Raw genomic sequence first — 13,532 nt, 5'->3', positions numbered from 1 at the left:
TAATCGGGGGATCGTGGCCGCGTTGCTTATATCACACTCAGCAACCCCCAACTCCCCGCTACCCCCGTTTCCCACACAAGTAAATTGTCTGGCATCTGAGAAAAACACCTGTGCCTGCAGCTTTGTTGAGGTAACCCCATTCGTGTCTACTTGACATCCCACCACCGAGCGGAACCGTTACTGGCGTGCATCTATATGTTCTCACGGGCTATCTACACCGGCGTAGTATTCGACATGGACATATACCCACTAACGAAGGTCGGGATCCCACTAAGGTGTGCAGTGGCCTCCCGGCACGTTGAACACAACATAGTGAAGGGCTAGGTGAACGCGTGTCTCAGGACACCCTGAACCCCGACAACATTGGCTGGGACGGTTTCGCCGCCGGTGCGTGGCAGACCGAGATCAACCTGCGTGACTTCATCCAAAACAACTACACCCCCTATGACGGGGACGATAGCTTCCTCGCAGGCCCCACCGATAAAACCATGCGCGTGTGGAATCACTTGGAGAAGAACTATCTCTCCGAGGAGCGCAAGCGTCGCGTCTACGATGTAGACACCGAAACCCCGGCAGATGTGGATGCCTTCCCTGCCGGCTATATCAGCGAGGACGACGATGTGATCGTCGGCCTGCAAACGGATGTGCCGCTCAAGCGCGCCATGATGCCCAATGGCGGCTGGCGCATGGTGGAAACCGCCATTAAGGAAGCCGGCAAAGAGGTTAATGAGGACGTGAAGAAGATCTTCACCTCCTACCGTAAGACCCATAATGATGCCGTCTTCGATATCTACACTCCCCGCATCCGCGCGGCCCGTAGCTCCCACATCGTCACCGGCCTGCCCGATGCCTATGGCCGCGGCCGCATTATCGGCGACTATCGCCGCGTGGCCCTCTACGGTGTCGATGCCCTGATCGCCGAGAAGCAGCGGGCGAAGGATGCTCACGCCAATGAGCCTTTCTCTGAGCACTGGGCGCGCTACCGCGAGGAGCATTCCGAGCAGATCAAGGCGCTGAAGAAGCTGAAGAATATGGCTGCCGCCTATGGCTTCGATATTTCTCAGCCGGCCACCACCGCCCAAGAGGCCGTGCAGTGGACCTACTTCGCCTACTTGGGCTCGGTGAAGTCCCAGGATGGCGCCGCGATGTCCATCGGTCGCCTCTCTGCCTTCCTCGATATCTACTTCGAGCGCGATCTCGCCGCCGGCCGCATCACCGAAGAAGATGCCCAGGAAATTATGGATGCGCTCGTGATCAAGCTGCGCATCGTGCGTTTCTTGCGCACCATCGACTATGACCAGATCTTCTCCGGCGATCCCTACTGGGCCACCTGGTCCGATGCCGGCTTCGCCACCGATGGCCGCTCGCTGGTGACCAAGACCTCCTTCCGTCTGCTGCAGACCCTGCGCAACCTTGGCCCCGCACCGGAGCCGAATATCACCATCTTCTGGGATCCGGCACTACCGAAGGGCTATAAGGACTTCTGCGCCGCCATCTCCATCGAAACCTCCTCCATTCAGTACGAGTCCGATGAGCAGATCCGCGATCAATGGGGCGACGACGCCGCCATCGCCTGCTGCGTCTCCCCCATGGCCGTGGGCAAGCAGATGCAGTTCTTCGGCGCCCGCGTCAATGCCGCCAAGTCCTTGCTCTACGCCATGAACGGTGGCCGCGACGAGGTCAGCGGCAAGCAGATCACCGAAGAAGGCCTGTTCACTCCGATCGAGGGCGATGGCCCGCTAGACTTCGATGAGGTCTGGCAGAAGTACGAAGAGATGCTCGACTGGGTGGTAGGCACCTACGTGGAGGCCCTCAACATCATCCACTACTGCCACGATCGTTATGCCTATGAAGCTATCGAGATGGCGCTGCACGACTCCGATATCATCCGCACCATGGGCTGCGGTATCGCCGGACTCTCGATCGTCGCCGATTCGCTGTCTGCGATTAAGTACGCCACCGTCACCCCGGTACGCGATGAGACCGGACTGATCGTAGACTATGTCACCGAGGGCGAGTTCCCGCGCTATGGCAATGACGATGACCGCGCCGACGATATCGCCGCCACGATCGTCCACACCGTCATGGACAAGATCAAGTCCATCCCGATGTATCGCGACGCCATCCCCACGCAGTCGGTGCTCACCATCACCTCGAACGTGGTCTACGGCAAGGCCACCGGCTCCTTCCCCTCCGGGCACCAGGCCGGTACGCCGTTTAGCCCCGGCGCTAACCCGGAAAATGGCGCCGATACCCACGGCATGGTCGCCTCCATGCTTTCGGTGGGCAAGCTGGACTACCAGGACGCACTCGATGGCATCTCGTTGACGAACACCATCACCCCCTCCGGTTTGGGCCGCGATAAGTCCGAACAGGTGGGCAACTTGGTGGGCATTCTCGACGCCGGCTTCATCATCGACGACACCACCTGCCCCGCCTAATACCCTCCCGCCTCGCCTCGGAACCCCGGGGCGAGGCCCCAAGACTTCACCTTTCACCACCCACTATCCAAGGAGTAACACCATGTCCACCAAGACTTTCGACGAGCGTATGGCTGCTATGAAGGCTGCCCGTTCCCAGCACAATGCCGGCTCTGGGCTCTACCACGCCAATATCAACGTGCTCGATCACAAGACCCTGCAAGACGCCATGGACAACCCGGAGAACTACCCCAACCTCACCGTGCGTGTGTCCGGCTACGCCGTGAACTTCGTCAAGCTCACCCGTGAGCAGCAGCTCGACGTGATGGCTCGTACCTTCCACCACAACGCCTAAGCGCGCCTGACACCACGATCCAGCACCAAGGAGCTTCCACCCCATGGCCGACGGCCTCAACTCGGCAGTAATTCTCTCCCCTCAGCAGGGCCCCCGCCACCGCGGAAGCGCCCACGGCTTGGGTATGCCCGGGCTCGATGGTGAGGAGCGCAGCGAGTTGCTCGAGGCGCGCCGCACCGGCAATGCCGGGCTGGTGCACTCCTGGGAGCTGGTCACCGCCGTGGATGGCCCCGGCACTCGGATGACGATGTTTCTTTCCGGGTGCCCGCTGCGCTGCGTGTACTGCCACAACCCCGACACCATGGGGATGAAGGAAGGCACCATGCACACGGTGGAGCAGATCGTCTCTAAGGTGCGCCGCTACAAGGCCGTGTTTCGCGCCTCCGGCGGCGGATTGACGATCTCCGGCGGGGAGCCGCTCTTTCAGATCGAGTTCACCCGCAAGGTGCTACGTGCCGTGCACGACTCCGGCATCCACACCGCCATCGACACCTCCGGGTATCTGGGGGCCCGACTCAGCGATGAGGACCTCGACAATATCGACCTCGTGCTGCTCGATGTGAAATCCGGTGACCCGGATACCTATCGGGCTGTGACTGGTGGCCGCGAGCTCCAGCCCACCATTGACTTCGGCGATCGTCTCAGCGCGAAGGGCGTGGCCATCTGGGTCCGCTTCGTGCTCGTACCCGGCTGGAGCGACGATCCTGACAATGTCGAGAAAGTAGCCGATATCGTCTCCCGCTGGTCCTCCAGCGTCGAGCGCGTCGAGGTACTGCCCTTTCACAACATGGGCCAAGACAAGTGGGAGAAACTGGGCCTGCCCTATGAGCTCTCCGGGGTCAAGCCGCCCTCTGCGGCGGCCGTGGAGGAGGTTCGCGAGGTCTTTCGTTCCCGCGGCCTGACGGTGTACTAGCACCGCCACTCCCAGCGGGTGTAGACATAACTACCGCCACCGCAACCGACATCGTCTCGGTTGCGGTGGCGGTGTTTGTTATGGGCTATGAGCTGCGTCGATGCGCCTGTCCCCCGTTGCCATTGCTCACGGTCAATCAAGTCTTAATGCCAAGACACAACGACCCCATTTTCATGGCCTACGCAACAGTAGGGTTGCTAGCGTGAAGGGTATAACAATTGGGCTGAACCCAGCTGTGTGAGTGTTCGGCCCACGATCCTATCGCCAAGGCCTCGCGAGGCCTTTTCCAGAAGGGATATGTGAGTATGACCGCTCCCACTACTGTGTCGGCGCCCGACAGCGCCACGGAGGCCCGCAGCATCAACAACAGCTGGGCGCTGAGCCTCTTTGGTACCGCTGTCGGCGCCGGCATCCTATTTCTTCCCATCAATGCCGGTGCCGCCGGCATCTGGCCGCTGCTCATCGTCACCCTGCTCATCGGGCCGATGACCTATTTCTCCCACCGGGCGCTCGCCCGCTTCGTCTGTAAATCTCCTCGCCAGGGCGAAGACATCACCGTCGTCGCCACCGATTATTTCGGCACGGCGTGGGGCTGGGCGATCACCATCCTCTATTTCTTCGCCATCTACCCCATCGTGCTCATCTACGGGGTATCGATCACCAACTCCGTCGATAGTCTCATCCAGAATCAGCTCGGCGGTCCCGCCATTGATCGCTGGATCCTCGCCGGGGCGCTGGTGGCCGCGATGATGGTGCCCATGGTGGTGGGACAAAAGCTCATGTTGGCTGTCACGCAATTCTTGGTCTACCCGCTGATCATCGCCTTGCTGGGTATTTCGCTCTACCTGATTCCCACCTGGAAGCTGGATGGTCTCACCGCGATGCCTGGCGCCGGAGACTTCCTCGTCTCCGTATGGCTGATCATCCCCGTGCTGGTCTTTGCTTTCAACCACTCCCCTGCGATTTCGCAGTTCTCGTTGGCCATGCAGCGCACCCACGGCCCGCGCAGCGCCGAGAACGCCTCCATCGTCTTGCGTCGCACCGCCATGCTGCTCACGGTATTCACCATGCTCTTCGTCTGGTCGTGTGTGCTGTCTTTGGGCACGGACGGCCTCGCCGCCGCCCGCGAGGAAAACCTGCCGGTGCTGTCCTATCTCGGCAATGTGCACGACGCCCCGGTCATCACCTATTTGGCCCCGGCGATCGCCATCGTGGCCATCGTCTCTTCCTTCTTCGGCCACACTCTTGGTGCCGCCGAGGGGGCCGCCGGCATTGTGCGCCATGCCCGCCCAGAGATGGTCGATCGCCTCGGCGAGCGCACGCTCATGATCACGGTGAACGTCTTTATCGCCATAACCGCCTGGATCGCCGGCGTGCTCAACCCTTCTATTTTGGAGGTTATTGAGACGCTTTCCGGCCCGGTCATTGCCTCGATCCTGTACCTCATGCCGATGGTGGCCATCTATAAGGTCGACGCCCTCGCACCCTTTAGAAAGTACGCCTCGAACTGGTTCGTGATTGTCACCGGCATCATCGCGATCTCGGCCGTGATCTACAAAATTATCGGCCTGTTTTAGCTACTACGCACCACGCTTATCGACGCCCACCTCCCGCCACACACCGCGGGAGTGGGCGTCGCCTATCTGCGCACCCAGCGAAAAATAGACTATGCTGTCTACATGTCTACTTTTCCTGAACTATGGACCCTAGCCCGCTCACTGCGCCAGGACTATCGCTGGGTGGATCTCACCCACAGTTTCCACGCCGGCCAGCCCCACTTCGGGGCGCTACCCGATGAAACGCGCGAGCGCCTCTACACCGTGGAGGAGCATGGCTTCGAAATCGACCGCTATAGCGTTGTGGGCCAATGGGGCACGCACGTGGATCCGCCGGTGCACTTTGTTACTGGGGCTCGCCCCTTAGATGAGATCCCCGTCGAGCAGATGGTATTGCCGCTCGTGGTGATCGATGTCCATGAGCAGGCCGCCGCGGACGCCGATTACAGCCCCACAGTCGAGGACATCCTGGAGTGGGAGAAGCGCCACCAGCCCATCCCCGAGGGCAGCTTTGTGGCACTACGCACTGACTGGTCGCAGCGCTGGCCCGATGCAACGGCAATGAATAACGCCGATGAGGAGGGCATCAACCACTATCCTGCGTGGAACCCGACGGTCGTGGAGTGGCTCATCACCGAGCGGAATATCACCGCGCTCGGGCATGAAACCACCGATACCGATCTCGGGGCACGGGTGAGCCGCGGTGAGCTGCCTAGCGAATTGCTGCTGCTGCAGCATGACCGGTGGCAGATCGAGATGCTGTGCAACCTGGATCAGGTCCCTGAGGTAGGCGCGCTCATCGTGGCCTCGTGGCCGAAGCCGCTGCACGGCACGGGCTTTCCTGCCCGCGCCTTCGCTATTGTTCCGGAGCCGGCAGCCCGCTAGCCGCCGAATCCCGGCAGCAGCATACGCGGGCTGAGCACGGCCACCAGAAAGGACGAGGTGGAGCGCAAGGGCTTGAGATCCCAGCTTTCGAGCTTAAGGGAGTCCACGAAGCCTGCGGCGTGAGCATCGGCGAAAAAGTCGTCGAATTCATAGCCGCGGCCCGCCCCAAAACCAATCACGGCGCGACCGTGCGGGCCCAAAACACCATGCAGCGCTTCGAGTGCTGGGAGACGGCCCTCGGGCGGCAGGAAACCCATCACATTGCCGGCACAGACGATGAGATCGAAGGGACCATCGGGTACCTCGCCGGCGGTGAGGTCCCCGACATGCCACTCGGCGTCGGGATAATCCTTGCGGGCGTAATCGATCAGCACCGGATCGAGGTCCACGCCCACGACGGTGTGGCCGCGCTCCGCGAGGTAGCCGCCGATGCGGCCGGTGCCGCAGCCGGCGTCGAGAATGCGCGAACCACGCTCGGCCATCGCGTCGATGGTGCGTGCCTCGCCCACGATATCGCGGCCCTCTGCGGCGAAGGCGCGCCAGCGGGCGGCGTAGTTCTCGGAATGGTCAGGGTTGGAGGCGAGCATCTCGTGCCAGGTGGGCATAGCGTCCTTTACTCAATGGGCGGCGGCCACGAGAGGGTTATCCCTCGAGGCGGATCGTGCGCAGGGTGGTACGGGCAACAAGCCGATCGCGCTGGAAGCATTCCACGCTGATCAGCTGGGTGGTCGCGCCGTTATGCAGCGGGGCAGCAATCACCGTCACCACTCCAGCCTTGACGGAGGAGATCATATCGGTGGTGTTATTCACCCCGGCCACGGGCTGGCCATCGGCAAGAATCATAGCGAGAAGAGAGCCGGTGGACTCGGCGAGGGAGCAGAACACACCCCCGTTGACCAGACCGAAGGGCTGCAGATGCCCCTCGGCGACAGAAATCTGGGCGCGCACCTGCTTGCGGGAGACCACGGTGTAGTTCACCCCGAGGGTGGCATCAAGACCCGTGTTGATCTCATTGAGTTCGCTGAGTTCGGCATCGGTGAGCGGACGGGAGATAGCGGTATTCAACAACTCTGCGACAGACATACGACCAGTCTATACGCCACACGTCCTACCCCGTGAAGTCATCGTTGCGCGTGCCGATGCGCTCGATATGACTCTCCCGTAGCGTGACGTCTACGATTGAGCACATGTCGAATGCAGAAAAACTCGCCCCCATTGGTGTCGTTGGCCTCGCAGTAATGGGGTCCAACCTCGCCCGCAACTTCGCTCACAAGGGTCACACCGTTGCGGTGTACAACCGCAGCTACAACAAGACCGAGGCCCTCGTCGCCGACCACGGCGATGAAGGAGACTTTCTGCCCGCCGCCACCATCGAGGAATTCGTGGCCTCGCTGGAGCGTCCCCGTCGCGCCATCATCATGGTGCAGGCCGGTAAGGCCACCGATGCCGTGATCGAGCAGCTGGCCGAGGCTATGGATGAAGGCGACATCATCATCGATGGTGGCAATGCGCTCTACACCGATACCATCCGTCGTGAAGCGGAGCTCAGCGCCCGCAACCTGCACTTCGTTGGCGCCGGCATCTCCGGCGGCGAGGAAGGCGCTCTCAATGGGCCGGCCATCATGCCCGGCGGCTCCGCCGAGTCCTATGAATCGCTCGGGCCGCTGCTGGAGTCCATTTCGGCTCAGGTGGACGGGGTGCCCTGCTGCACCCATATCGGCCCCAATGGTGCCGGCCACTTCGTGAAGATGGTGCACAACGGCATCGAGTACGCGGATATGCAGGTCATCGGTGAGGCCTATCACCTGCTGCGCTATGCGGCGGGCATGACTCCCCAGGAGATCTCCGAGGTGTTCTCTGAGTGGAACAACGGCGATCTGGATTCCTATCTCGTAGAGATCACCGCCGAGGTGCTCAAGCAGGTGGATGCCGAGACCGGCACCCCCTTGGTCGACATCGTGGTGGATGCCGCCGGGCAAAAGGGCACGGGCCGCTGGACCGTCAAGGCCGCCCTCGATCTCGGTATCCCCGTGACCGGTATTGGCGAGGCCGTCTTCGCCCGCGCCCTCTCCGGCGATCGCGCGATGCGTGCCGCTACCTCCGGTGAGCTCGCCTCCGGTTCCCTGCGCACCCTCAAGGACCTCGGCGTGACGCGTGAGGACTTCATCAACGATGTCCGCGCCGCTCTCTACGCCTCCAAGCTGGTGGCCTACTCGCAGGGATTCGACGAGATCAAGGCCGGCTCCGCCGAGCACGGCTGGGATGTTGATCCCCGCGATCTCGCCACCATTTGGCGCGATGGCTGCATCATTCGCGCGAAGTTCCTAGATCGTATCCGCGAGGCCTACGACTCCACTCCGGAGCTGACCTCGCTGCTGCTCGATCCCTACTTCCGTGCGGAGATGGAGCAGAGCATGGATGCCTGGCGTCGCGTGGTGGTCACCGCCACCCAGCTGGGTCTGCCCATTCCGGTCTTCGGTTCCTCGCTGTCCTACTACGATTCTTTGCGCTCCTCGCGCCTGCCCGCCGCGCTCATTCAGGCGCAGCGTGACTACTTTGGCGCCCACACCTATGAGCGCATCGACCGTCCGGGCAGCTTCCACACCCTCTGGAGCGGTGACCGCACCGAGGTCGAAGCCTAGGAGCACTGTGCGCACCTTCAGGGATCTCGCTTTACCCGATCAGCTCGTTCACGAGCTCACCCGCCGTGAGCTCACCCACCCGACAGCGATCCAGGAGGCGACGATCCCTGATGCGCTATCGGGGGCCTCGGTTATCGGCCGCAGCCATACCGGATCGGGGAAAACCTATGCCTTTGCCCTGCCGCTGATCACGCGGCTCGCCACCGATGAGCGAATCTCTCGCACCTCCGCGCCCGGCCAGCCGCGCTCACTCATTCTCGCCCCCACCCGCGAATTAGCGCAGCAGATCACCGATCGTATCGAGGATCTTGCTGCCGCGGTGGGGTTGCGCACCCTTGTGCTCAGCGGCGGGGTACCCGTCGCCACCCACCGCACCCAGCTGGCCGCCCCGGTGGATATCGCCGTGGCCACTCCCGCGCGGCTGCTCGATCTGCGCCGGCGGAAGTTGTTGAGCTTGGACGCGGTGGAGATCTTCGTCGTCGATGAGGCCGATCACCTCACCGAGGTGGGCTTTGCCCCGCAGCTCGATGCCATCGCGGCCCGGATACCCGAGAGCGCCCAGAGGCTGGTGTTTTCCGCCACGGTGGATCAGAGCACCCGACGGCTGGCCCCGCATGCCCGCATCCACGAGCTTTCTGATGGCGCCGCCACCGCCGCGGTCGAGGGTTTGAGCCAGTGGCTGGTGATGGTGCGCACGAAGGAGCAACGCGACGCGCTCATTCATCGCCTCGCCCGCCGGCGCGCGAGCACGATCATCTTCTGCTCCACGAAGGAAGACGTCGATCGCTACGCCCGCGATACCGGCGCCTGCTCGGTGCACTCCGATCGCACCCAGGCCCAGCGCACCGCGGCCGTGGAGCGCTTCTCCTCCGGCGAGGAGCCCGTGCTGATCTGCACCGATATCGCCGCCCGCGGCATCGACATCGCCAATATTGACTTGGTGGTGCACCTCGGTCTGGCCTTCGACCCGAAGTCCTTTGTGCACCGCTCCGGCCGTACCGCTCGCTCCGGTGCGACAGGCAATAGCCTGAGCATTATCGACGCCAACCGCCAGCACCGCGCCGAGGAACAATTCCGCAGCGCCGGGGTGACTCCCCGCCAGCTGGAACTCGATTCCGCCGAGCTCGACTCGCTGATCGGCCCGCTTCGCCAGACCCGCCCCTCCCTGGGCGAGTCTGCACGTACCCAATCAGGCGGGCGCACGGGCAAGAAGTCGAGCTCTGGCTCCCGCCGCTCTGCTGCGGGCTCACGCGGCAGCACCGCGCAGCAACCCGCGCAGGGTGGGCGCCGCGGGTTTCGGCCGAAGAAGAAGAAAAAGGGCGGCGCCTGGGGCAAAGGCTCTGTGACGACACGCCGACATATTCCCACGTAGGATAGATAGTTCGGTATTGTTTTAGCCGATCAACAATTATGGATATACTTTTCAGCATTCTGGCTCTCCTCGGCTTTGTGGCATTGACCGCCGGCACGGGACTATTCGTGGCAATCGAGTTCGCTCTCACCGGGCTCGAGCGCTCCACCATCGATAACCACGTCGCACGCAAAAAAGACGCTGTCTCTCAGCGCGTTCGCGATGCCCACGAGAATCTCTCTTTCGAACTCTCCGGTGCCCAATTGGGCATCACCATCACCACCCTGGCAACGGGCTATTTAGCGGGGCCGGTACTGGCCCGCTTCTTCACCCCGCTGCTGGAATTAGTGGGCCTTTCGGAGCGTGCGGCCTCGCCCATCGCTTTGATCCTCGCCCTGATCGTGGCCACCTTCTTGTCCATGATCTATGGCGAGCTGCTGCCTAAGAACATGGCGATTACCGATCCGTGGGCCACCGCCCGCGTGGTGGTCACCCCTGTGCAGTGGTTTAACAAGGCACTCAAGTGGTTTATCACCGCGTTGAACTCCTCGGCCAACTTTATTGTGCGCAAGCTCGGTATCGAGCCCGCCGATGAGCTGGCCAGCGCCCGCTCCGCCCAAGAGTTGGGCGCTTTGGTGCGTAACTCCGCCCAAGTGGGTACCTTCGATGTCTCCAAGGCGCGCATGATTGATCGGGCGCTGAAGTTCGGCGAAGCCACCGCCGAGGAGTTTATGACTCCCCGCTCTACTATTTTGTTCCTGCACAGCACGGACTCGGTGGAGGATCTGGTCCAGCTGGCACTGGAGTCGGGTCATTCCCGCTTCCCCGTGGTGGACGACGATCTCGACGACACCATCGGCGTCGTGCACATCAAAAACGCGTTCTCCATCCCCAGGCACCGGCGCCCCGAGGTCCCGGTGGCGCAGCTGGCCCGCGAAGTCAATACCGTGCCCGATTCCCTCGATGGAGATGCCGTGCTCAATGCGGTACGCTCCGCCGGCTCCCAGATGGTGCTGGTCGCCGATGAGTATGGCGGCACCGCCGGTATCGTCACGATCGAGGACGTGGTCGAGGAACTGCTCGGCGAGGTCTATGACGAACACGACGATGCCGAGGCGGAAAAGGACTTCCGCCGCGTCGGCGATTCCTGGGAGGTTGCCGGGCTGGTTCGCGTCGACGAGCTCGCCGAAGCCATTGGTTATGCCGCCCCCGATGATCACCGCTATGAAACTGTCGGCGGGCTGATCATGACGTGTTTGGGCCGCATCCCCCAGCCGGGCGACGTCGTCCTGCTCCCGCTCACGGAGCACGACATGCGCGATGAATTCGAAACCGGCATGACCGGGCGCTGGATCGCCTCGGTCGCAGCCATGGACGATCGCCGCGTCGAACGCGCATTCTTTACCTCTATCAGCAACGAAGAAGCAGCGGAGTACGCCTCATGAGTGGAATCCAAGCAATCATCTTCGCCATTGTCCTTTTGGCTCTCAACGGCTTCTTTGTCGCCGCCGAATTCTCGCTCATCTCCTCGCGCAAGGACCGCATCGACGCGCTCATTGCCCAAGGAAAAACGCGGGCAAAGAAGGTCGAATACGCCACGGAGCATCTCTCCATCATGCTCGCCGGTGCGCAGCTGGGCATCACCATCGCCTCGCTGCTGCTCGGTAAAGTTGGCGAGCCAGCAATCGCGCACCTTTTGGAACGCCCCTTCGGCGCCCTCGGTGTGCCCGAATCCTTATTGCACGCGATCTCCTTCGCGATCGCCCTAGCAGTCATCACCTTCTTGCACATTCTCGTTGGCGAGATGGTGCCGAAGAATATCGCCCTCGCCGGCCCCGAAACCCTGGCCATGATCTTGGTTCCGGCCCACATTCTCTTTGTGAAGATGATGCTGCCCATCCTGAACTTCATGAACTGGGTGGCACGGCATACCCTGCGGCTCTTCGGCATCGAGCAAAAAGACGAGCTGGATTCCGCAGTGGACACCGAGCAGCTGGCCATTATGGTCTCTGAGTCCCGCTCCGAGGGGCTTCTCGACGCCGAGGAGCATGCCCGCCTCGCCAAGGCCCTGCGCACCGATAAGCGCTCGGTGCGCGAGGTGCTCATCCGCAAGGAAGATGTCCACGCCATTCCCTTCGGCGAGCGCGGCCCCACTGTGCAGCAGCTGGAAGAAGCCGTCAATGAGACCGGCTATTCTCGCTTCCCCATCACTGGGGCCACGGGCAACTATCTCGGCTATGTCCACATCAAGGACGTGCTTGATCGCCTCGCCTCCTCCAGCTCCTCGGAGCAGGACGTGATTCCGCGCTCCCAGATCCGCCAGCTGATCAATATCGACGCCTCCGGCGTGCTGGATCAGACTCTGCGCCGGATGCGTAGTAGCTCCGCCCATATGGCGCAGGTGCGCGATCGCGGCCAGCTCATCGGCGTGATCACCCTCGAGGATCTCATCGAGGAGTATGTGGGCAACGTGCGTGACTGGACCCACGAGGACACCGCAGATGCCTGATCTGCTCGCCCCTGCCGAGTGGCAGCGGCGACGCGGAGAGCATGAGCGTCGCGTCGACGCGCTCACCGAGCAGCACCTGCGCCGTCGCTCACGGCAAGAAAAGCACCCGGTGTGGGACTTCATGTTCGACTACTATCCCTTCTCCCCCGGCAAGATGCGCCGGTGGCATCCAGGGATGGACTGCACGCTGATAGGCGATGCCCCACACGCCCAGTGGTCCTTCTATCGCTCCACCGGCGCCGGGGATGAGGCTCGTACCAGCGTGGATCTGTCGGCCCTTGCCCCTAAGCGGGTCCGCCTCTGGCGCTTCCTCGCCGAGCTACTGCAGCGCGAGGAGAGCAACCCCGCTCGTTTCGATTGCTTCGGTATGCACGAATGGGCCATGGTTTACCGCACCGATGAGGCCCGCCACGCGCTGCCGCTTCGCTTGGGCGCTGCCGGCACGGATGCGGTGGTCGAGGCCCATGGCCCGCTGAAGTGCACCCACTACGATGCCTTCCGCTTCTACACCCCGCCGGCGCGGCCGCTGAATATCCGGCCCTTAAAGCGCGAGGATCAACTCAGCTGCGAACAGCGCGGCTGTCTGCACGCCACCATGGACCTATATAAGTGGTCCTTTAAGATGCTGCCGGTAGTCCCCAGCGAACTTGTTATCGACGCCTTCGAATTGGCCTGCGAGGCACGCACCCTCGACATGGAGGCCTCCCCCTATGATTGCCGCGGTCTCGGCTTCGGCAGCGTGGCCGTGGAAACCGCTGCGGGCAAAGCCGAGTATGTGGCCCGCCAGCGCGCGCTGTCTCGCGGCGCCGAGCCGATCCGACACCGTCTGCGCTACTACGTCGAGCGTGCTCTTGCCACTACACTTAATGAGTGAGTCTTGAACCACAGCTAAAGGTTCACA

The 13,532-nt window shown here is 62.4% G+C and carries 12 protein-coding genes; 10 read left to right on the top strand and 2 right to left on the bottom strand.

The window, feature by feature from the left end:
- The first annotated feature begins 332 nt into the window (after positions 1–332).
- The 5 genes from KR227_RS00210 (at position 333) to KR227_RS00190 (ending at position 6,129) form a co-directional block, all read left to right on the top strand.
- On the top strand, positions 333–2,441 hold the full coding sequence (locus KR227_RS00210; protein ID WP_218363216.1) for a pyruvate formate lyase family protein: 2,109 nt from the start codon (positions 333–335) through the stop codon (positions 2,439–2,441).
- 82 nt (positions 2,442–2,523) lie between these two features.
- Positions 2,524–2,775, top strand: coding sequence for an autonomous glycyl radical cofactor GrcA2 (gene grcA2, locus KR227_RS00205; protein ID WP_018019663.1), 252 nt, complete (start codon positions 2,524–2,526; stop codon positions 2,773–2,775).
- Positions 2,776–2,818: 43 nt separating this feature from the next.
- Positions 2,819–3,688 carry a pyruvate formate-lyase-activating protein gene (gene pflA / locus KR227_RS00200; RefSeq protein WP_218363215.1) on the top strand — a complete coding sequence of 290 codons (870 nt, stop codon included), beginning with the start codon at positions 2,819–2,821 and terminating at the stop codon, positions 3,686–3,688.
- A 305-nt stretch (positions 3,689–3,993) separates the two neighbouring features.
- Positions 3,994–5,265, top strand: coding sequence for an amino acid permease (locus tag KR227_RS00195; RefSeq protein ID WP_218363214.1), 1,272 nt, complete (start codon positions 3,994–3,996; stop codon positions 5,263–5,265).
- 102 nt (positions 5,266–5,367) lie between these two features.
- Positions 5,368–6,129 carry a cyclase family protein gene (locus tag KR227_RS00190; protein WP_218363213.1) on the top strand — a complete coding sequence of 254 codons (762 nt, stop codon included), beginning with the start codon at positions 5,368–5,370 and terminating at the stop codon, positions 6,127–6,129.
- Here KR227_RS00190 and KR227_RS00185 read toward each other — a convergent pair.
- Positions 6,126–6,734, bottom strand: coding sequence for a bifunctional 2-polyprenyl-6-hydroxyphenol methylase/3-demethylubiquinol 3-O-methyltransferase UbiG (locus KR227_RS00185; protein WP_218363212.1), 609 nt, complete (start codon positions 6,732–6,734; stop codon positions 6,126–6,128). The genes KR227_RS00190 and KR227_RS00185 overlap by 4 nt on opposite strands.
- A gap of 37 nt (positions 6,735–6,771) precedes the next feature.
- Positions 6,772–7,212, bottom strand: a complete 441-nt coding sequence (locus tag KR227_RS00180; protein WP_218363211.1) for a PaaI family thioesterase — start codon at positions 7,210–7,212, stop codon at positions 6,772–6,774.
- Positions 7,213–7,316: 104 nt separating this feature from the next.
- Between KR227_RS00180 and gndA the strand changes: the two genes are divergently transcribed.
- The 5 genes from gndA to KR227_RS00155 are packed head-to-tail and all read left to right on the top strand — an operon-like array spanning position 7,317 to position 13,505.
- Positions 7,317–8,771 carry an NADP-dependent phosphogluconate dehydrogenase gene (gene gndA, locus KR227_RS00175; protein WP_218363210.1) on the top strand — a complete coding sequence of 485 codons (1,455 nt, stop codon included), beginning with the start codon at positions 7,317–7,319 and terminating at the stop codon, positions 8,769–8,771.
- Positions 8,772–8,778: 7 nt separating this feature from the next.
- Positions 8,779–10,143 (top strand): DEAD/DEAH box helicase, encoded by a 1,365-nt coding sequence (locus KR227_RS00170; protein ID WP_218363209.1) that lies wholly within the window; start codon positions 8,779–8,781, stop codon positions 10,141–10,143.
- A gap of 38 nt (positions 10,144–10,181) precedes the next feature.
- Positions 10,182–11,567: a hemolysin family protein gene (locus KR227_RS00165; RefSeq protein ID WP_218363208.1), complete on the top strand. Its 1,386-nt coding sequence runs from the start codon at positions 10,182–10,184 to the stop codon at positions 11,565–11,567.
- Positions 11,564–12,631 carry a hemolysin family protein gene (locus KR227_RS00160; RefSeq protein WP_218363207.1) on the top strand — a complete coding sequence of 356 codons (1,068 nt, stop codon included), beginning with the start codon at positions 11,564–11,566 and terminating at the stop codon, positions 12,629–12,631. Before KR227_RS00165 ends, KR227_RS00160 begins: the two co-directional genes overlap by 4 nt.
- A complete protein-coding gene (locus KR227_RS00155) occupies positions 12,624–13,505 on the top strand; it encodes a 3-methyladenine DNA glycosylase (RefSeq protein ID WP_218363206.1) in 882 nt (293 codons plus the stop codon). Before KR227_RS00160 ends, KR227_RS00155 begins: the two co-directional genes overlap by 8 nt.
- The last annotated feature ends 27 nt before the right edge of the window (positions 13,506–13,532 follow it).

The organism is Corynebacterium sp. TAE3-ERU30 (assembly GCF_019209925.1).
GTDB lineage: Bacteria > Actinomycetota > Actinomycetes > Mycobacteriales > Mycobacteriaceae > Corynebacterium > Corynebacterium megadyptis.
Note: the sequence above shows the minus strand (reverse complement) of the source record. Positions and strands in the feature narration are given on the sequence as shown.